This window comes from Dysosmobacter sp. Phy (assembly GCF_054476235.1).
The window spans coordinates 1,549,907-1,569,686 of record NZ_CM136997.1; the positions used below are offsets into that span (position 1 = coordinate 1,549,907).

The 19,780-nt window shown below is 63.6% G+C and carries 15 protein-coding genes, 2 tRNA genes and 1 rRNA gene; 10 read left to right on the plus strand and 8 right to left on the minus strand.

Annotated features, from left to right (window positions below):
• The first annotated feature begins 8 nt into the window (after positions 1–8).
• Complete coding sequence (locus tag ACVDHE_RS07560) at positions 9–1,589, plus strand: peptide chain release factor 3 (protein ID WP_213037479.1); 1,581 nt, start codon at positions 9–11, stop codon at positions 1,587–1,589.
• A gap of 46 nt (positions 1,590–1,635) precedes the next feature.
• Here the strand turns inward: ACVDHE_RS07560 and ACVDHE_RS07565 are convergent, their stop codons facing one another.
• Together ACVDHE_RS07565 and ACVDHE_RS07570 are read right to left on the minus strand one after the other, a co-directional pair.
• Positions 1,636–2,352 (minus strand): helix-turn-helix domain-containing protein, encoded by a 717-nt coding sequence (locus ACVDHE_RS07565; RefSeq protein WP_418725335.1) that lies wholly within the window; start codon positions 2,350–2,352, stop codon positions 1,636–1,638.
• An 81-nt stretch (positions 2,353–2,433) separates the two neighbouring features.
• Positions 2,434–4,005 carry an N-acyl-D-amino-acid deacylase family protein gene (locus tag ACVDHE_RS07570; protein ID WP_458886125.1) on the minus strand — a complete coding sequence of 524 codons (1,572 nt, stop codon included), beginning with the start codon at positions 4,003–4,005 and terminating at the stop codon, positions 2,434–2,436.
• 148 nt (positions 4,006–4,153) lie between these two features.
• Between ACVDHE_RS07570 and ACVDHE_RS07575 the strand changes: the two genes are divergently transcribed.
• Together ACVDHE_RS07575 and ACVDHE_RS07580 are read left to right on the plus strand one after the other, a co-directional pair.
• Entirely contained in the window at positions 4,154–4,627 is a 474-nt protein-coding gene (locus ACVDHE_RS07575) for a DUF3795 domain-containing protein (protein ID WP_458886126.1), read from the plus strand.
• Positions 4,628–4,648: 21 nt separating this feature from the next.
• Positions 4,649–4,897 (plus strand): hypothetical protein, encoded by a 249-nt coding sequence (locus ACVDHE_RS07580; protein ID WP_458886127.1) that lies wholly within the window; start codon positions 4,649–4,651, stop codon positions 4,895–4,897.
• 67 nt (positions 4,898–4,964) lie between these two features.
• Here the strand turns inward: ACVDHE_RS07580 and pta are convergent, their stop codons facing one another.
• Positions 4,965–5,945, minus strand: coding sequence for a phosphate acetyltransferase (gene pta, locus ACVDHE_RS07585; RefSeq protein WP_213037483.1), 981 nt, complete (start codon positions 5,943–5,945; stop codon positions 4,965–4,967).
• A gap of 317 nt (positions 5,946–6,262) precedes the next feature.
• Here pta and ACVDHE_RS07590 point away from each other — a divergent pair, with 317 nt between their 5' ends.
• Positions 6,263–8,104 carry a peptidoglycan DD-metalloendopeptidase family protein gene (locus tag ACVDHE_RS07590; protein WP_458886129.1) on the plus strand — a complete coding sequence of 614 codons (1,842 nt, stop codon included), beginning with the start codon at positions 6,263–6,265 and terminating at the stop codon, positions 8,102–8,104.
• A gap of 71 nt (positions 8,105–8,175) precedes the next feature.
• Here the strand turns inward: ACVDHE_RS07590 and ACVDHE_RS07595 are convergent, their stop codons facing one another.
• The gene (locus tag ACVDHE_RS07595; RefSeq protein WP_458886130.1) at positions 8,176–8,715 is read right to left on the minus strand and encodes a CarD family transcriptional regulator; all 540 of its coding nucleotides are present in this window, start codon (positions 8,713–8,715) and stop codon (positions 8,176–8,178) included.
• A gap of 259 nt (positions 8,716–8,974) precedes the next feature.
• Between ACVDHE_RS07595 and ACVDHE_RS07600 the strand changes: the two genes are divergently transcribed.
• Together ACVDHE_RS07600 and ACVDHE_RS07605 are read left to right on the plus strand one after the other, a co-directional pair.
• Positions 8,975–10,066: a tyrosine-type recombinase/integrase gene (locus ACVDHE_RS07600; protein WP_458886131.1), complete on the plus strand. Its 1,092-nt coding sequence runs from the start codon at positions 8,975–8,977 to the stop codon at positions 10,064–10,066.
• Between the two features lie 293 nt (positions 10,067–10,359).
• Positions 10,360–11,556, plus strand: a complete 1,197-nt coding sequence (locus ACVDHE_RS07605) for an ABC transporter ATP-binding protein (RefSeq protein WP_213037486.1) — start codon at positions 10,360–10,362, stop codon at positions 11,554–11,556.
• Positions 11,557–11,731: 175 nt separating this feature from the next.
• Here ACVDHE_RS07605 and guaA read toward each other — a convergent pair whose 3' ends face one another.
• The 4 genes from guaA to ACVDHE_RS07625 form a co-directional block, all read right to left on the minus strand.
• On the minus strand, positions 11,732–13,273 hold the full coding sequence (gene guaA / locus ACVDHE_RS07610) for a glutamine-hydrolyzing GMP synthase (protein WP_458886133.1): 1,542 nt from the start codon (positions 13,271–13,273) through the stop codon (positions 11,732–11,734).
• 110 nt (positions 13,274–13,383) lie between these two features.
• Positions 13,384–13,962 carry a xanthine phosphoribosyltransferase gene (locus ACVDHE_RS07615; RefSeq protein ID WP_418725529.1) on the minus strand — a complete coding sequence of 193 codons (579 nt, stop codon included), beginning with the start codon at positions 13,960–13,962 and terminating at the stop codon, positions 13,384–13,386.
• A gap of 204 nt (positions 13,963–14,166) precedes the next feature.
• On the minus strand, positions 14,167–14,988 hold the full coding sequence (locus tag ACVDHE_RS07620; protein ID WP_213037489.1) for an Mrp/NBP35 family ATP-binding protein: 822 nt from the start codon (positions 14,986–14,988) through the stop codon (positions 14,167–14,169).
• Between the two features lie 80 nt (positions 14,989–15,068).
• Positions 15,069–17,336, minus strand: coding sequence for an AAA family ATPase (locus tag ACVDHE_RS07625; RefSeq protein ID WP_458886135.1), 2,268 nt, complete (start codon positions 17,334–17,336; stop codon positions 15,069–15,071).
• Between the two features lie 102 nt (positions 17,337–17,438).
• On the opposite strand from ACVDHE_RS07625, the gene ACVDHE_RS07630 reads away from it, so the two are divergent.
• The 4 genes from ACVDHE_RS07630 to ACVDHE_RS07645 all read left to right on the plus strand — a co-directional run bounded on the left by ACVDHE_RS07630 (position 17,439) and on the right by ACVDHE_RS07645 (position 19,731).
• Complete coding sequence (locus tag ACVDHE_RS07630) at positions 17,439–17,612, plus strand: hypothetical protein (RefSeq protein WP_458886136.1); 174 nt, start codon at positions 17,439–17,441, stop codon at positions 17,610–17,612.
• Between the two features lie 245 nt (positions 17,613–17,857).
• Positions 17,858–19,387 (plus strand): 16S ribosomal RNA (locus ACVDHE_RS07635).
• Positions 19,388–19,499: 112 nt separating this feature from the next.
• Positions 19,500–19,575: transfer RNA gene (locus ACVDHE_RS07640), tRNA-Ala, on the plus strand.
• 79 nt (positions 19,576–19,654) lie between these two features.
• Positions 19,655–19,731 (plus strand) — tRNA-Ile (locus ACVDHE_RS07645).
• Positions 19,732–19,780: the final 49 nt, after the last annotated feature.

Below are 19,780 nucleotides of genomic sequence, written 5' to 3' on the forward strand. Positions count from 1 at the left end.
GGAAACATATGCCCACCCTGAATGAAGAGATCACCCGGCGGCGGACCTTCGCCATCATCTCCCACCCCGACGCCGGCAAGACCACCCTGACGGAAAAATTCCTGCTGTACGGCGGGGCCATCGCCCAGGCCGGCGAGGTCAAGGGCAAGCGGGCCCGGGCCGCCACGTCGGACTGGATGGAGATCGAGAAGCAGCGCGGCATCTCCGTCACGTCCTCGGTACTGCAGTTCCAGCACGACGGCTTCTGCGTCAACATCCTGGATACCCCCGGCCACCAGGACTTCTCCGAGGACACCTACCGCACCCTCATGGCGGCGGACAGCGCCGTCATGGTCATCGACGGGGCCAAGGGCGTGGAGCCCCAGACCCGCAAACTCTTCAAGGTCTGTGCCCTGCGGCATATCCCCATCTTCACCTTTATCAACAAGATGGACCGGGAGACCCGGGACCCTCTGGAGCTGTGCGAAGAGGTGGAGCGGGAGCTGGGTATCGACACCTATCCCGTCAACTGGCCCATCGGCTGCGGCCGGGAGTTCCAGGGCGTCTACGACCGCCAGAAAAAGCACATCCTCTTCTTCTCCGGCGAGGGCCACGCCAAAAAGGCCGCCGCCATGGAGGTGGACCTGGAGGACGAAGTGGTGGACCACACCATCGGCGAGACCCGGGCCGCCGCCCTGCGGGAGGAGGTGGAGCTGCTGGGGGCCGGACGGGAGTTCGACCTCAAGGCCGTGCGCAACGGCACCCTCTCCCCGGTGTTCTTCGGCTCCGCACTCACCAACTTCGGTGTGGAGCCCTTCCTGGAGGCCTTCCTCCAGATGACCACGCCGCCCCTGCCCCGGGTCAGCGACCAGGGGGAGGTGGACGTGTTCTCCGAGGACTTCTCCGCCTTCGTGTTCAAGATCCAGGCCAACATGAACAAGGCCCACCGGGACCGGCTGGCCTTCATGCGGATCTGCTCCGGCAAGTTCAAGCGGGAGACGGAGTACTACCACGTGCAAAGCGGCAAGAAGCTGCGCCTTTCCCAGCCCCAGCAGATGATGGCCGCGGAGCGGGAGATCGTGGACGAGGCCTACGCCGGGGACATCATCGGCGTATTCGACCCGGGCCTTTTTTCCATCGGCGACACCATCACCGTGCCCGGCAAGAAGTTCCGCTTCTCCGGCATCCCCACCTTCGAGCCGGAGCACTTCATGCGGGTCAGCCCCATGGACACCATGAAGCGCAAGCAGTTCATCAAGGGCACGGAGCAGATCGCCCAGGAGGGCGCCATCCAGATCTTCAAGGTCCCCGGCGCCGGTCTGGAGGAGGTCATCGTGGGCGTGGTGGGCACGCTGCAGTTTGACGTGTTCCAGTACCGCATGCGCAGCGAGTACGGCGTGGAGCTGCGGATGGAGGGATTGCCCTTCGACCACCTGCGGGTGGTGACCGAGTGCCCCTGCGAGCCCGCCGACCTGGTCCTCTGCACCGGCGCGGCGCTGCTGGAGGACTTCAAGGGCCGGCTGCTGATCGCCTTCGGCGGCGAGTGGTCCGTGGGCTTCCTGACCAAGCACAACCCCGGCCTGGTTCTGGCGGAGTCGCTGTCTGTATAAAAAGGAAAGAGCAGCGGGAGAGGCAAACGCCTCTCCCGCTGTTTGTTTATTGCTCCGGCGGCTTTCTCCGCCCGGGAAAGCCCAGCAGACCCAGTACGACTCCCGCCAGAAACGAAAGGGGCGGCAGCAGGCCCGTGTGACGGACGGTGAACAGGGAGATGGGATTGGCGGAGATCTCCTGACTGAAGGAATACCCGCCCCCGGCGCTCCGCAGCGCCAGCAGCTCCAGCGTGCCCTGGATCAGGGATACCGTCAGCGGCAGCATGGTCAGCAGCCATACCGCCAGCACCGCCAGGATGCCCCGGCGGGTCCACGCCGCCCAGGGACGGTCCGGGGGACGGGCGTTCAGCAGCGCCAGGGCGCCCTGGGCCGCCGTCCACCCCAGGGCCACCAGGGACAGGGGCAGCAGGATCAGCTTGCACAGGAAGAAGGGAGCGGAGATGTACGTCCGCTCAAACAGGTCCGCGGCCTGCCGGCCGCCCCACCAGACCAAGACCAGCAGCAGCGCGCTCACCACTGCTCCCGCCGCCACACGCCGCAGCCGGGCGGTCCGGTCCGTCTGCGCCGGACCGTAGAGGACCTCCGTCACGTCGGCGCCCAGGGCCTCCGCCAGGGCCGTCAGCATCTCCACGTCCGGCCGGGATCGGCCGGTCTCGTAGTTGGAGACCGTCTGCCGGGTGACGTGGAGGGCCTCCGCCAGCTGATCCTGGCTCAGGCCCCGCCGGGTCCGCAGCGTGCGGATGTTTTTTCCGATGTCCCGCATGGGCTCACCCCCTCCTTTTCCGGCTCCATTGTACGGCAGAGGGACCGGGATTGTCACGCAAAGAGTCTTTGCACCGGCGGTTTACAGGGCCGTTCCGCTCCGCGCGCCGGTAAAGCGGCCCTCCGCCACGGCGGGGACGCCGTTCACGAACACGTAATCCATGCCCTGCGCCAGCTGCTCCGGATCGGCCCAGGTGCCCGTCTCGTGGATGTGCTCCAGAGAGAACAGGCACAGGTCCGCGTCGGCGCCCGCCTCGATCCGGCCCTTTTTCGTGAGGCCGAAGCGGTCCGCCGCCTGCCGGGTGATCTTGTGGACGGCCTGGGGCAGTGTCAGCACGCCCCTTTGGGCCACATAGGTCTCCAGCAGCCGGGGGTATGTGCCGTACACCCGGGGGTGCAGGAGCCCGGCGGGATAGGTGGCGTCGGAGATCACGCCGGAGAAGGGGGCGCGGAGGATGTCCGCGATGTCGTCCTCGTGGGCGATGAAGTCGATCATGGAGGGGCCGCAGTCCTCCGCCGCCAGCAGGTCAAACAGTGCGTCAAAGGGATCCTTCCCCTGGGCGTCGGCGATATAGGCGATGGACCTGCCCTCAAAGGCCCGGTGCTCCGGCCGCTTCAATGAGGCGGCCAGGATGTTGTCAAAGCCCGCCAGATCCGCGATGTTTTCAAAGTCCCGGCCGGTCTCCATCCGCCGCCGCATCTGCCGCCGCTGCTCCGGGGCATGGAGGGCGGCGGTCAGGGCCGCCGTGCCGCCCGAGAGGAACTCCGGCGGCAGCACGTGGATCAGCTGGGTGGACCCGGCGGGGTAGGGGTACACGTCGCAGCTTACGTCCAGGCCCTCCTCCCGGGCCGCGGCGATCCGCGCGAGCATCCGGGGCACGGCGCCGCGCCAGTTGCGCCGGCCGATGGCCTTGAGATGGCTGATCTCCACCGGCGTCTCCAGGGCCTTTGCCGCCGTCAGCATCTCCTCCAGGGCGGCCTCCACGCCGTCGCCCTCCTGGCGCATGTGGACGGTGACGACCCGGCCGGACCGGCGCAGGGGCGCCAGGGCCCGGATCAGGCCCTCTGTGTCGTAAAAGCACTCCGGCGCGTACCCAAGGCCAAGAGACACCCCCAGGGCGCCGTCCGCCAGGGCCCGCTCCAGGGCGGCGTGAATGGCCCGGTACGCCTCATCGGAGAGGGGGCCGGCCCCGAAGCCCGCGGCGCAGGCCCGGAGGGTCCCCATGCCCACCAGCATCCCGGCGCTGAGGGCGGGCCGGGCGGCGGTGAGCCGGGCCCGGTAGTCCGCCAGAGTGGGAAAGGCCTCCCCCGGACCGGTGATGGGGGCCAGATAGTCCAGCACCGCCTGTTGGTTGGGCCCCGCCACCGGGGCCAGGGACAGCCCGCAGTTGCCGCTGAGGATCGCGGTCAGGCCCTGGGCCAGCTCCGCCCGGCCGTGGTCCGCCGTCAGCATGACGGCGTCGCCGTGGCGGTGGATGTCGATGAAGCCGGGGGTCAGATACCGCCCGGCGGCGTCGATCACCGTCCGGGCCTCCGCGCCGTGCAGGTCTCCCACGGCGGCGATGGTCCCGCCGGAGAGGGCCACGTCGGCGGAGACCGCCGCGGCACCGGAGCCGTCCAGAACGGCGGCGTTTTGGATGAGATAGTCGAACATACACCCGCCTCCTTGCTGTTTTGGACCAGTGTAGCACCCCGCCGGAGGCTTTGCAAGGGACGCAGTTGTAACCTTTTTGTAAGGAACGGGAGCGCCGAAATGTGATATGCTGAAAAAAGTGGATAACGCTGAAAAAGGAGGCATTTCCATGGCCGGTGTGTGCGGAAGGGACTGTATGGGCTGTGAGGACCGGCAGCGGTATGGCTGCCGGGGATGTCTGGAGACGGGAGGCAATCCCGTGTGGGGCGGCTGCCGGGTGACGGCCTGCTGCCACAGCCAGGGAATGCAGAACTGCGGCGAATGTCCTTCCCGCCAGGGGTGCCCCAAGCCGGAGGAAATGGAGCGGCTGCGGCAGCAGTGGGAGCAGGAGGAGCAGAAGCGGCAGGCGGACTGGCGGGCGGGTCTGGCCCGGCGGACGCCGGTCCTGGAGAAATGGCTGCCGGTGCTGTTCTGGCTGAGCCTTGTGAGTATGGCGCTGAACCTGGCGGACCGGCTGCCCCTGAGCCAGTGGCTCTCTCTGGCCCTCAGTGCGGTGAGCCTGGCCCTGGGGATCGCGGCCCTGGTGGCCTACTGGAAGCTGTCGGTCCTGTCGGGGCGGCTGCGGCTGGTGTGGCGGCTGTAGCTGGCCACCCAGATCGTGGGTGTGGCGGCCATCGCGGCGATGCTGCCCGCGCTGTTCCGCGCGGCGTCCGGCCCGGCGGTGTCGGATCTCATGAGCGTGTTGGGCATTTCCATCGGACTGGGCCTCGTCGGCGCGCTGGTGGCGGCGCTGGTGCTGGCGGGCTGCGCCATCGCGCACCTGGTGATGCTGTGGAAAACCGGACGGTTCTTCCGGGACCTGCGGCCGGTGGACCCGCCTCTGCCGCCCGCGGGGGAAGATGCAGCTCTATAAGAAAGAGATATATAAGAAAAGCGGACGCCCTGAGGGCGTCCGCTTTTTTTATGTTAATGTACGAGGATCAGTCCTGGCACAGGCCGGCGGTGATGATGGCCATGGAGTAGACCTCCAGGGCGTTGCAGCCGCGGCTGAGGTCGTTGATGGGGGCGTTCAGGCCCTGCAGGATGGGGCCGTACGCGTCGAAGGAGCCCATGCGCTGGGCGATCTTGTAGCCGATGTTGCCGGCGTTGATGTCGGGGAAGATGAAGGTGTTGGCATGGCCGGCCACGGGGGAATCGGGGCACTTGGTGTGGGCCACGCGGGGAGCGACGGCGGCGTCGAACTGCAGCTCGCCGTCCATGGCCAGATCCGGCGCGGCGGCCTTGGCCTTGGCGCAGGCGTTGCGCATCTTGTCCACGTCCTCACCCTTGCCGGAGCCCAGGGTGGAATAGCTCAGGAAGGCGATCTTGGGATCGATGCCGAACACCTTGGCGGTGGCAGCGGTCTCCAGGGCGATCTCCACCAGCTCGTCCTCGGTGGGCTTGATGTTGATGGCACAGTCGCCCATGGCCAGGACCTCGTTCTCGCCGGTGGCGGAGGGACGGACCAGAATGAAGCAGGAGGAGACGATCTTGTTGCCGGGCTTGGTCTTGATGATCTGCAGGGCGGGACGGACCGTGTCGGCGGTGGAGTAGGTGGCGCCGCCCAGCAGGGCGTCGGCGTAGCCCATCTTCACCAGCATGGTGCCGAAGTAGTTGGCCTGCTGCAGGGCGGCGCGGCACTGCTCCTCGGTCATCTTGCCCTTGCGCAGCTCCACCATGGCGGCAACCATCTTGTCCATGTCGGCAAAGGTGGCGGGATCGACGATCTCGGCGCCGCGGATGTTGAAGCCGATCTCCTCGGCGGCGGCCTGGATCTCCTCGGCGTTGCCCACCAGCACGGGGGTCAGGAAGGTACCGGACAGCAGGCGGGCGGAAGCCTCCAGAATACGGGGATCGGTGCCCTCGGTGAACACGATCTTCCGGGGATGGGCCTTCAGCTTTTTGATGAGAAATTCAAACATGTGCGTTTCCTCCAAAAATGTATGGGTTTGGGTCTGAATTATACCGGTTTCATTATACACCACTGGTCCGCCGGGTCAATTAAAAAATAAAATTCCCGGCACAAAAATTTACAGATTCTTTTCGCCGCGCCCCGCCGTTTGGAAGGAACTGGCGCGGCATTGGCAGGCATGGTACAAAAAAACAGGAAAAGAACCGAAAATTCGGCACTTTTTTACCAAGACAGGGCTTGACGAACCAGGGAAAAGAAGGTATCATGAAACGGTAACAAATTGTAACTTTTTTCTTGGACGTTGTCACAGGAGACGATATGCGTAATATGAAAGAAACCACTATCTGCCTGGACGAGAAAAACGAGACCGGTAAGAGCGGACGCCGCCCCCGTCGGGCGGCGGTTTCCACGCAGCCGGCACGGCGGGAGGCCCACCGCCTCCGCCAGGAGCCGGAGCAGGCCAAGCCTGTGGTTCAGGCCGCCATTCCCGCCTGGGCGGAGGAGCCGCTGCCCCAGGAGGGGCCGGAGACCGGTGAGCAGCATCGGGACGGCTTCTGGCACTACCTGCGGGCGGAGGAGGGCTCCGAGAGCCCCTTCATTATTTTGTGGGAGATTCTCTCCACGGAGTACCGCCTGGCCCGGCGCCGTTGGCGCCACATTGTGCGGGAGAAGAGAGCCAAGCGTTTCCCGGAGTCCGACCGGCCGCTGCTGGCGCTGCTGCTGTTTTTCTGGAGTTTGGTGCCCATGGCGGCGGGGCTACTGGGCGAATGGTCCCTGGCCCGCCGCAAGCGCGTCCATGAGCGCATGAACCGCATGGGCCGCTGGCTGGATCCGCACCGGTTCCATCCTGCCGTGTTTTTGGGCGGTGCCTGCTGCGTGGCCGCAGTGGTGCTGTTCTTCTCCTTCTACACTTTTGGCACCACTGTCAGCTACGACGGCGAGGTGGTGGCCGTGGTGGATTCCCAGGCCACCGCGCAGGAGGTCCGCTCCGATCTGGAGCAGGTCACCGCCCGGACCCTGGGCCAGACCTATACCATCGACGATTCCCTGCTGCAGTTTTCCGACGGCCTGGTCTCCCGCCAGGAGATGGTGGACCAGACTACTTTGGAGGAGGACCTGTCTCAGGAACTGGGTGTGGTCACCTCCGCCTACTGCCTGTATGTAAACGGCGAGCTGGTCGGCGCCACGCCCTATGAGGGGGCGCTGGATGAACTGCTCAGTCAGCTCCAGGGCGCCGCGACGGATGAGAACACCATCTCCTGCACCTTTGCCGAGGATGTGGAGATCAAGCAGGAGCTGGTCCCCTCCGACCAGATCGTGAATCTGGGCTACCTGGCCGAGACTCTGTACAGCACCAAGCAGGAGGAGGTCACCTACACCGTCGTCAAGGGCGACACCTGGTCCGAGATCGCCGAGGACCACGGCATGACCTCCAAGGAACTGCTGGCCATGAACCCCGGCTATGATATCAATAAGATCCAGATCGGTGAAGTGCTGACCCTGTCCGCCGCCGTGCCCTACCTGACCATGACTGTGGTTCAGCGGGAGCACTACGTAGAGGACGTCATGTACGACATCGAGTATACCGATACCGCCAATCTCTATCAGGGCGACTATCAAGTGACCTCCAAGGGCGAGTACGGCGCCGCCGACGTGGTGGCCAACGTCACCTATGTCAACGGCGAGGAAACCGCCCGGACGGTGCTCTCCTCTGTGACGCTGAAAGAGCCTGTGACGGAGCAGCAGCTCCGGGGCACCAAGGAGCGGCCCACCTGGCTGCCCACCGGTACCTTCCGCTGGCCCACCTCCGGCCGGATCACCTCCACCTTCGGCGGACGGGCCTCCCCCGGCGGCATCGGCTCCACCAACCACAAGGGCATCGACATCGCCAACGGCTACGGCACGGCCATTTACGCCGCCGACGGCGGCACGGTCACCTACGCCGGGTGGATGGGCGGCTACGGCTATCTGGTCCAGATCAACCACGGCAACGGCTATGTGACCTATTACGGCCACAACTCTAGTCTGCTGGTGTCCGTGGGACAGCACGTCTACAAGGGCCAGCAGATTGCCCGTATGGGCTCCACCGGCAACTCCACCGGCAACCATTGCCACTTTGAGGTCCGCTACAACGGTGTGGCCAAGAACCCGCTGAACTACCTGCCGTAACGGATCCCCCACATGGAACAGACAAAACAGCGCCCGGCCAAAAGGCCGGGCGCTGTTTTACGTTTTAAAGGTCACTGGGCCAGCCGCTCCCGGGCAGAGCCGGCGGACGCCCCGGCCACCCGGCGTGCAATATAGGGCTGCACCGCCTCCAAAGGAATCCCCAGCGCCGCCGACAGCTCCCCGTAAAGCAGGCGCTCCGCCTGCTTCATATACCGCTCATCCACCATGCCCAGCCGCTTCTTTTTTGCCTGGGCTGCCTGCTGTTTGCAGTAGATGGACATGGTCAGCCGCAGCAGATCTGCACAGTCACTGGTTCGCAGCACGGACTGGTAGTGTTGGGCCAGGGCCTGGAGGGTGGGGCTGTACACCGCCTCTGCCTGGATGGTGGGGATCAGGTCGATCAGCGCCTCCGCCTCCCGGGCGGAGATCACCGGCCGCATGGGGACCTTGCCGCTGTCTGCCGGGGTGTAGATGATGCCGTCCTGGTGGAGCGGCTTGAGCAGATAATACCGCCTGCTTCGGTCCTCCCCGGGCATCTCCGGGCAGGTAACACCCTCCACCCGGCACACGCCGGTGGTGCCGCAGACGACCAGTTCCCCTGTTTGATACATCAATGAGCCTCCTTGCTCCGGCGGGCCGCCGTTCCTTCCGGAACGGCGGCCCTGGTACCAGGCCCCTGCCAGGGGCCGTATTCTCCCTTTACAGTTTACCATATTTTCTCAAAAAAATGTGAGGAAAATTTTTAACGGCTTCCGGGGAAACCTATGGGCGTCCCAAGCGAGATGAGATAAAATCAAAAGATCCCCCGCGTTTCTGGCCCGGCCGGGAGCTGGCGGAGGCAGACTGAAAGAAAGAGAGAATGAGGCAGCTATGGCAAGAAAGAACATTCAGAAGAACCTGTCCTATGATACGGAGCGCCGTCTCTACTACGCCGTGTTCCAGAGGGATGGGCGCCGCCGCACCCGTACCTACCGCACACTGGCGGAGGCCGAGGCGGCGCTGGAAAAACGGAGGGAGGAGCGGCAGTGCCTTCCGGGGCGAAACTGCACCCTTGGGCAGTGGCTGACCTTCTGGCTGGAGGAGGTGGCAGCCCGGGACCGGGCGGTGAGCACGCTGTATGCCTACCGGAATATGGCCCGGTGCCATCTGCTGCCGGCGCTGGGAGAGGTGCCGCTGCGGGAGCTGACGCCCTATCAGGTTCAGAATTATCTGTTCGAGCGGATGGAGCAGGGATTGTCACCCAACACGGTCATCAAGCACTATGTGCTGCTGACCACGGCTCTGGGTCTGGCGGTGCGGCTGGAGGTGCTGGACCGCAGTCCACTGGACCGGGTGACGCCGCCCAAGCGGCAGGAGAGCCATTACCGCTTTTACTCGCCGGAGCAGCTGCAGATGCTCTTTTCCGCAGCGGAGGGTACCATGCTGGAGCTGCCGGTAAAGCTGGCGGCTTACCTGGGGCTGCGGCGCAGCGAGATCTGCGGCCTGCGGTGGCAGGACGTGGATCTGGAGGCGGGACTGCTGTCTGTCCGGGAGGTGCGCACGGAGGTGGGCGGCGAGGTGGTGCTGAAGGAGCCCAAGACCCGCAGCTCCGTCCGGCGCCTGGGGATCGCCGGTCTGCGGGATCTGCGGGAGGTGCTGGCCCGGGCACGGGAACGGCGGCCCAGCGCGGACCCGCGAGCCTGGGTGGTGCTGCGGGAGGACGGCCGGGCCCCGGATCCCGACCAGCTGACCCGGGATCTGCGGCGGCTGGTCCGGCGGCGGGGCCTGCCGCCCATCAGCCTCCACGGTCTGCGCCACAGCTTCGCCTCCGTGGCCAACAGCCAGGGGGTCCCCATGTTCGACATCTCCCGGACCCTGGGCCACAGCTCCCTGGCGGTCACCAGCAACATTTACACCCATCTTTTTGACAGTACCGAAAGCGGCGCCCTGGCCGCTGTTGCCCGGGCCATTGAGCAGGCCTGACGCGGGGATTTTCAATAGATCCGCCAAGAAACAGGGGAAAAATTTGGCTATATTGCGGGCTTTTCCCCGGGAGAAAAACATCGTAAACTAAACTCGTCGGTATACGCCGATGAATCAATAGGCCCGCGTACGCTCTCCATCTTCCAGCTGCGCGGGGACCTGAAAAGGAGGAAAAAACAACCGTTGCGGCTTACGGTGCGGCAGTGTTGGAGACCTGTCGCAAAGCACCGCCGTCCCAGCGGCGGGGTGTGAGGCGATGCGCGCGGATGCCGCATGGCTAAAGCCGGAGAAAGATGGCAGGAGTATCTCTCGTCAACATCAAGAAGGTCTATCCCCCCTCCAACGACCAGAAAAAGGCCCAGAAGGCCAAGAAGGGCGAACAGCAGGAGGAGAAGAAGGTCAACCTGCAGGTGACCGCGGACGGCGTCGTGGCCGTTCAGGAGTTCAACCTGGAGGTGGCCGACAAGGAGTTCATCGTGCTGGTGGGCCCCTCGGGCTGCGGCAAATCCACCACGCTGCGCATGGTGGCCGGCCTGGAGGAGATCAGCAGCGGCGAGCTGTACATCGACGGCAAGCTGATGAACGACGTGGCCCCCAAGGACCGGGATATCGCCATGGTGTTCCAGAACTACGCCCTCTATCCCCATATGACCGTGTATGAGAACATGGCCTTCCCCCTGAAACTGCGCAAGGTCCCCAAGGATGAGATCGACCGCCGGGTGAAAGAGGCGGCGGAGATCCTGGACATCACCCAGTACTTAGAGCGCAAGCCCAAGGCCCTGTCCGGCGGCCAGCGCCAGCGCGTGGCCATCGGCCGCGCCATCGTCCGGGAGCCCAAGATCCTGCTGATGGATGAGCCGCTCAGCAACCTGGACGCCAAGCTGCGCAACCAGATGCGGGCGGAAATCATCAAGCTGCGCCAGAAGATCGATACCACCTTCCTGTACGTGACCCACGACCAGACCGAGGCCATGACCCTGGGCGACCGGATCGTCATTATGAAGGACGGCTTCATCCAGCAGATCGGCACCCCCCAGGAGGTATTTGACCATCCGGCCAACCTCTTCGTGGCGGGCTTCATCGGCATGCCCCAGATGAACTTCTTCGACGCGGAGCTGAAGAAGGACGGTGAGAAGTACCTGGTGTCCGTGGGCGGCTATCAGGTGCAGCTGTCCGAGGCCAAGTGCGCCAATCTCGCCAAGAAGGGCGTGGGCAGCCAGAGCATCACCCTGGGCGTGCGGCCCAATCACATCGTTCTGGACCAGCAGGGAGACAGCGTTCCCGCCAAGATGGACGTGTTTGAGATGATGGGCAACGAGATCCACCTCCACGTTACCGCCGAGGGCAGAGACGTAGTGATCATCGTCCCCACCATGGATCTGAACGGCAGCTATACCGAGACCTTTGCTCCGGGACGGGACCTGGCGTTTACCTTCCGCGGAAGCGCCTGCCATGTGTTCGACAAGGACGGCAAGAACCTGGAGTTCTGAGCACGCTCCGTTCCATTAAGAAAACAAAAGAGCGCCGGCGGAAGCCGGCGCTCTTTTTTTGCGCATGTCGGGGAAAGAGGCGGGGCCGTCTCGGCCGACAGCGGGCAACGGGAGAAGTTGGATATGCAGGAAAATAAACGCCCGCCGGTCTCCTTGGGGGCCGGCGGGCTTCGGTTTACTCGAATTCGATGGTGGCAGGGGGCTTGCTGGTGATGTCGTAGAGGACCCGGTTGATGTGGGGCACCTCGTTGACCACCCGGACGCTGACCCGGTCCAGCACCTCGTAGGGGATGCGGGTCCAGTCGGCGGTCATGAAGTCGCTGGTGGTCACGGACCGCAGGGCCAGGGCGTAGTCGTAAGTGCGGCCGTCGCCCTGAACGCCCACGGAGCGCATGTTGGTCAGCACCGCGAAGTACTGGTTCATGGTGCCCTCCAGCCCCGCCTTGGCGATCTCGTCCCGGAAGATGAAATCCGCCAGGCGCAGCATGTCCAGCTTCTCCTTGGTGATGTCGCCCAGGCAGCGGATGGCCAGGCCCGGACCCGGGAAGGGCTGGCGCATGACCAGGTACTCGGGCAGCCCCAGCTCCCGGCCCAGCTGGCGGACCTCGTCCTTGAACAGCATCCGCAGGGGCTCGATGATCTCCTTGAAGTCCACGTAGTCGGGAAGGCCTCCCACGTTGTGGTGGCTCTTGATGACGGCGGCGTTGCCGGCGCCGGACTCGATCACGTCGGGATAGATGGTGCCCTGGACCAGATAGTCCACCTTGCCGATCTTCTTGGCCTCCGCCTCAAAGACCCGGATGAACTCCTCGCCGATGATCTTGCGCTTGCGCTCCGGCTCGTTTTCGCCGGCCAGCTTGATGAGGAACTGGTTCTCGGCGTTGACCCGGACGAAGTTGATGTCCCACTTGGCGAAGGCCTGTTCCACCTCGTCGCCCTCGTTGAGGCGCATGAGGCCGTGGTCCACGAACACGCAGGTCAGCTGGTTGCCCACGGCCTCGGCCACCAGGGCCGCGGCCACGGAGGAGTCCACGCCGCCGGAGAGGGCCAGCAGGACCTTGCCGTCGCCCACCTTCTCCCGGACGGCCTGGATGGCGGTGGCCTTGTAGTCGCCCATGGTCCAGTCGCCCTTGGCGCCGCAGACCTCGTAGAGGAAGTTGCGGATCATATCGGTGCCGTGTTCGGTGTGGTTCACCTCCGGATGGTACTGGACACCGTAGAAGCCCCGGGCCTCGTCGCAGATGGCCACATTGGGGCAGGCGTCGGAGTGGGCTACCAGGGTGAAGCCCTCGGGCACCTTTTCCATATAGTCGCCGTGGCTCATCCAGGTGACGCCCTGGGCGGGCAGACCCTTGAAGAGCTTGCAGGCGGTGTCGAAATAGGTCTCGGTCTTGCCGTACTCCCGGGCGGAGTCGGCGGTGGCGGCGGTGACACGGCCGCCCAGGTTGTGGGCGATCAGCTGGCAGCCGTAGCAGATGCCAAGGATGGGCACGCCCAGGGTGAACAGGCCCGGGTCCGCCTGGGGAGAGGCGGGGTCATAGACGCTGTTGGGGCCGCCGGTGAAGATGATGCCAATGGGATCCATGGCCCGGATGGCGTCCAGAGAGGTGGTGTAGGGCTTGACCTCGCAGTAGACGCCGCACTCCCGGACCCGGCGGGCGATCAGCTGGTTGTACTGACCGCCGAAGTCCAGGACGATCACAGTCTGGTGGGACAAGGGGGATTCCTCCTTACAAAGTAAAATTGCGGTTCATGGCACCCGGACAGCCACTTTGGGATGCCGGGGAAAACGGATACACCCGGCCCTGCCGGGCCGGGTGTGGGGGATCAGACCTCGTCCCGGAAGACGATGTGGCCGGGCTCGGCGGACTCGATAATGGCCAGGGACTTGAGGTTCACGCCGGCTTCCCGCAGGCGGTCGCCGCCGCCCTGGAAGCCCTTTTCCACGGCGCAGCCGATGCCCACCAGGGTGGCGCCGGCGGCTTCCACGATGTCACACAGACCACGCATGGCCTCGCCGTTGGCCATGAAGTCGTCAATGATCAGCACCTTGTCGTCGGCACTGAGCCAGTCCTTGGCCACCAGCAAGGTGACCTTCTTCTTGTAGGTGTAGGAGAAAATATCGCTCTGATAAAGACCGCCCTCAATGTTGTCGCTCTTGGCCTTCTTGGCAAAGAGCATGGGCTTGTGGAAGCGCTGGGCCACAATGGCGGACAGGGCAATGCCGCTGGCCTCGGCAGTGAGGATCATGGTGACCTCGTCCATGTTGAAGTGCTTGCCGAACTCATCGGCGATGTGGGTCATCAGCTCCGTGTCGATGCGGTGGTTCAAAAAGCCGTCCACCTTGATGATGTTGCCGGGCAGCACCTTGCCCTCTTTGACGATACGGTCTTTCAGTTCCTGCATACGTATTTCCCCCTCAATTTCTATCTATTAAAGTATTGGGCTTCAGCCCGGGTTTTATGAACGCTGCGCTATGGGTCCTATTATCCCGGATTTCGATAGTTTTTGCAACTGTTTTTCCGACAAAAAGGAAGGTTTTTCGCGCCGCTTGTTTGTGGAAAGGCAAAACGGCCCGCCCCGTGGGGAACACGGAGCGGGTCGCGGGCGTTATGCTTTTTCCAGGCGATCGGCGGCGCCGTCCAGCCAGGTGCCCTGGAAGGACTCGATGTCCCCGGCGTCGGTGAGAGCCGCCAGGGCGGGGTCGATGGGCATTTCCGCCAGCACCGGCAGATGATGCCGGGCGGCGGCCTCGGCGGTCTTGCCCTGGCCGAAGAGATAGATCTTCTTTCCGCAGTCCGGGCAGGCCACGTAGCTCATGTTCTCCACCAGACCCAGGGTGGGGACCTCCATCATCTCCGCCATCTTCACGGCCTTCTCCACCACCATGCTGACCAGCTCCTGGGGAGAGGCCACGATGATCAGCCCATCCAGAGGGATGGACTGGAACACGGAGAGAGACACGTCGCCGGTTCCCGGCGGCATATCCACGAACAGATAGTCGCAGTTCCACAGCACGTCGGTCCAGAACTGCTGGACCACGCCGGAGATGACCGGACCCCGCCAGATGACCGGGTCCGTCTCATTGGGCAGCAGCAGGTTGGTGGACATGATCTGGATGCCGGTGCGGGAGGTCATGGGATACAGGCCCTCCTGGCTGCCCATGGCCTGGCCGTGGACGCCGAAGGCCTTGGGTATGGAGGGGCCGGTGACGTCGGCGTCCAGGATGCCGACCTGATAGCCCCGCCGCCGCATGGTGACCGCCAGCTGGCTGGTGACCATGGACTTGCCGACGCCGCCCTTGCCGGACACGATCCCGAATACCTTGCCCACCCGGGCGGCGGGATTGTGCTCCTTCAGCAGGGACTGGGGCGCCTGCCGCTCCGCGCAGCTCTCGCCGCAGGTGGAGCAATCGTGGGTGCACTCGCTCATGATACGAAATCTCCTTTTTCCGCGCTTTGGCGCGGTCATTTTGCTCGTTTGCTCCGGTTTTCCCGGAGACATCTCCCATCTTATACCCGATCTGCCCCCGCCGTCAACCGCTGGACGGAAACTTCATCGTCTCCGGTGAAAAAGTCCGCCTCCCGGCTGTGACAGGTGAAGAGCAGGATCTGGCGGCCCCGGGCCGCCTCCTTCAGATAGCGCAGGGCGGCGGCGCAGCGGCTGTCGTCGAAATTGGCCAGGGCGTCGTCCAGCACGATGGGCACGGTTTTCTCCGGCGGCAGCACCAGGTCGCAGATGGCCAGCCGCACCGCCAGATACAGCTGGTCCAGAGCTCCGGCGGACAGCAGCTCCGCCTCCCGGTACACGCCTTCACCCGCGGGCTCCGCCGACAGGCGGAAACTCCGGTCCAGCACCACGCCGCCGTACCGCCCGCCGGTGAGGCCGGAGAAGATCTCCGCCGCCCTGCGGCCCAGCTCCGGGGAAAAGCGGTTTTGCAGGGTGGTGTTGGCGGTGTCCAGGGCCTCCAGGGCCAGCTGGAGGGCGGCGTATTCGCCCTCCAGCTGCTCCTTTTGTGCCAGCTGTTCCTCCCGGACGGAGGCCAGCACCGCCGGGTCGCCTACGGCGTGGAGACGGCCGGTGAGCCGGTCCGCCGCGGACTTGGCGGCGGCCAGAGCCTCCCGGGTGCCCTCCAGCTCTGCCGTCACCGCCTCCCGGTTCCGCACGGGCGGGGCGGGGCGTTCTGCCTCCTCCGCCTGGGGCAACTGCTGGGACTGGACCTCCCACCGCAGCCGGGCGTCCCGGGCGGCGGTCTCTGCCTCCGCCAGCTCCCTCCGGCGCACGGCGCACTGGCGCAGCAGGCTGTCCGCCGTGGGAATGTCGAAGGCGGCGGGGGCGAAACGGCGGACCTCCAGCAAAATACCCTGCTCATTAGAGCTGAGGGAGCTATATAAAGTGTCCGCGGCGGCGGTCTTGGCGTTGACCGCCTCCTGGGCCGCCTCCCGGGCTTCATACAACTTACAATAGGTGTCGGCCATGCCTGCAATGGCGTCCGGATCGGCGGTGCCGAACCGCTTGGTCAGGGCGGTGTGCCGCATGGCTTCCAGCGTATGCGTTCGATACAGGCGGGAAATATAGGTGCCCGCCCCGGCTACCACGGCGGCCACGGCTCCCGGCAGGAGCCAGGGAACCATCCGCATCAGCGGCAGGTCCAGTGTGGAGGTACGGGCATACAGCAGGGCAAAGACGCCGCCTGCCGCAGCCAGAAACAAAAAGAAGATGGCCAGTTCCCGGACTGCCACGGCGCCGGGGACCTTATCGCTCGGGGCCGCCTGCTGGGCCTCCTTCCGGGCGCTGTCCGGCGTCTGCCCGGCAAAGGGACTCTCACCCAGGTTGGCCTCGGCCTTCAACAGGGCCTTCATGGCCTCGTCCCGCTCCGCCCGGGCCTTCTCCACGCTTCTGCGCACGGTCTGGAGGTTCACGATGGCCCCCCGGAGCCGGGCGATGGTGTCGTTTTCCGGCAGCCGCTCCTCCTCCGCCCGGCGCCGCAGAGCGGAGGCCCGCTCGGCTGCTTCCCGGGCAGCGGTCTCAGCGCCGGACAGGGCCTGCCGCCTCTGGGCGGCCTCCCAGCGGTCGTGGGCGGCCAGCTCCTCTGTGAGAGAGGCCTCCCGGGCGGCCAGCTCCTCCGCCTGGGCCCGGGCCTGGGACAGCTGACCCTCTAACTCGCCGATCTCCGACAGCTGCCGCTCCGTCTCCGCCAGCTCTGCCTCCAGGGCGGGCAGCAGTCCGGTTTTGTTGTGGCGGCGGCGGTTCAGCTGCTTTTTCAGGGCGTCCGCCGCCTCCGTATAGGAGGTGTCCTCCTCCCCGGCGGAGATCAGGGCGGCGATCCGCCGCTCCAGTCCCGCGTCCTGGGTGACGGCCAGGCCGCTCTGACGGATAAAGGCGCTGCGCTCAAACACCTCCCGGCTGACGCCCAGCAGGGTCTCCCCACAGGTGCGGCCGGTCAGGTCCGGCACGGCGTCTCCGGTGCCTGCATAAACGGCAGAGAATTCCCCCATGGGGCTGGTCTGGCGGCGGGTGGTCCGGGTCAGGGTCAGCTCCCCCAGGTCCGTGCCGCAGTCCAACCGCCCGCTCATGGCGGCGCCGGACCAGGGGGTATAACGGTTCTTGTCGGCGATGAAGCCCGCCCGGTCCCGCTCCCGGCTGTTGATGCCGTACAGCATGGAGGCCAGGAAGGCGCACCAGGTGGACTTGCCGCTCTCGTTGGGGGATTGCAGGATATTCAGCCCCTCCTGCAGCTCCAGAGTGCGGCCCTGGAGCTGGCCGAAGGTGGCAGTCATACGGCGGATCAGCAGAAGGATCCCTCCTTATACATAAAATTCAAGGTTTTGGTTCATTATAGCACTGCGCCCCCTGTTTTGCCCAGAGTGTTTTCTGTTCCGATGGCAGAAACGGCCTATGTAATAAGCGTGTATAATGGCGGTTATAAAAAAATCAAAGAAATTGCGAAAAAGGTGTTGACAAGTGGTGGCAGGAGTGGTATTCTAAGCAAGCTGTTCGGGACGACCGGATGTGAGCCACAAAAACTTCGAAAAAAAGAAGAAAAAAGTGGTTGACAAATGAAGAGAGACCTGATATAATAGCAATGTTCCGCCGGGAGCGGCGTGCACCTTGTAAATTAAACAACGTAACGAAAAGAAAGCACCAGACGGACGCTTCTTTTGTGAGAGATCACGGAAGAAGAACCAAAGAAGCCGAAGGACCGGGTTGAGTCAATTACCGGTCGCGGAGGCAAAAGATGAAGCTATGGAAAATAGCTCTATGAAAGATTAGCTCGAGCTACGGCTCGTGTTGATGCCATTTTATAGAGAGTTTGATCCTGGCTCAGGACGAACGCTGGCGGCGTGCTTAACACATGCAAGTCGAACGGAGCACCCCTGATCGAGGTTTCGGCCAAGTGAAGGGAATGCTTAGTGGCGGACTGGTGAGTAACGCGTGAGGAACCTGCCTTCCAGAGGGGGACAACAGTTGGAAACGACTGCTAATACCGCATGACGCATGATCGGGGCATCCCGGACATGCCAAAGATTTATCGCTGGAAGATGGCCTCGCGTCTGATTAGCTAGTAGGCGGGGTAACGGCCCACCTAGGCGACGATCAGTAGCCGGACTGAGAGGTTGACCGGCCACATTGGGACTGAGATACGGCCCAGACTCCTACGGGAGGCAGCAGTGGGGAATATTGGGCAATGGACGCAAGTCTGACCCAGCAACGCCGCGTGAAGGAAGAAGGCTTTCGGGTTGTAAACTTCTTTTGTCAGGGAACAGTAGAAGAGGGTACCTGACGAATAAGCCACGGCTAACTACGTGCCAGCAGCCGCGGTAATACGTAGGTGGCAAGCGTTGTCCGGATTTACTGGGTGTAAAGGGCGTGTAGCCGGGCTGATAAGTCAGATGTGAAATCTGGAGGCTCAACCTCCAAACTGCATTTGAAACTGTCGGTCTTGAGTATCGGAGAGGTAACCGGAATTCCTAGTGTAGCGGTGAAATGCGTAGATATTAGGAAGAACACCAGTGGCGAAGGCGGGTTACTGGACGACAACTGACGGTGAGGCGCGAAAGCGTGGGGAGCAAACAGGATTAGATACCCTGGTAGTCCACGCTGTAAACGATCAATACTAGGTGTGCGGGGACTGACCCCCTGCGTGCCGCAGTTAACACAATAAGTATTGCACCTGGGGAGTACGATCGCAAGGTTGAAACTCAAAGGAATTGACGGGGGCCCGCACAAGCGGTGGATTATGTGGTTTAATTCGAAGCAACGCGAAGAACCTTACCAGGGCTTGACATCCTGCTAACGAAGTAGAGATACATCAGGTGCCCTTCGGGGAAAGCAGAGACAGGTGGTGCATGGTTGTCGTCAGCTCGTGTCGTGAGATGTTGGGTTAAGTCCCGCAACGAGCGCAACCCCTATTGTTAGTTGCTACGCAAGAGCACTCTAGCGAGACTGCCGTTGACAAAACGGAGGAAGGTGGGGACGACGTCAAATCATCATGCCCCTTATGTCCTGGGCTACACACGTAATACAATGGCGGTCAACAGAGGGAGGCAAAGCCGCGAGGCAGAGCGAACCCCTAAAAGCCGTCCCAGTTCGGATCGCAGGCTGCAACCCGCCTGCGTGAAGTCGGAATCGCTAGTAATCGCGGATCAGCATGCCGCGGTGAATACGTTCCCGGGCCTTGTACACACCGCCCGTCACACCATGAGAGTCGGGAACACCCGAAGTCCGTAGCCTAACCGCAAGGGGGGCGCGGCCGAAGGTGGGTTCGATAATTGGGGTGAAGTCGTAACAAGGTAGCCGTATCGGAAGGTGCGGCTGGATCACCTCCTTTCTAAGGAGACCTCGATCAGTGAGACATCTGGTCGTAACATCCTGGTCAGACGTTTGGAGCGTCGAGTAGTTACGTTGTTTAATTTAGAGGGTACACGCCCTAGGGGATACGAGGGGATATAGCTCAGCTGGGAGAGCGCCTGCCTTGCAAGCAGGAGGTCGCCGGTTCGATCCCGACTATCTCCACCATACTTTCTTTTGAAAAAGAAAGTAGGCAAAGAAAACTTTAATAAGGCGCTTTCAACAGGTCGTAAGATCTGAGAGAGACGGGCCCGTAGCTCAGCTGGCTAGAGCGTACGACTGATAATCGTAAGGTCGGTGGTTCGAGCCCACTCGGGCCCACCAGAAGACGGCATTTGCTGTCGGATCTCAAAGCCCAAGGGATTGGACTTTG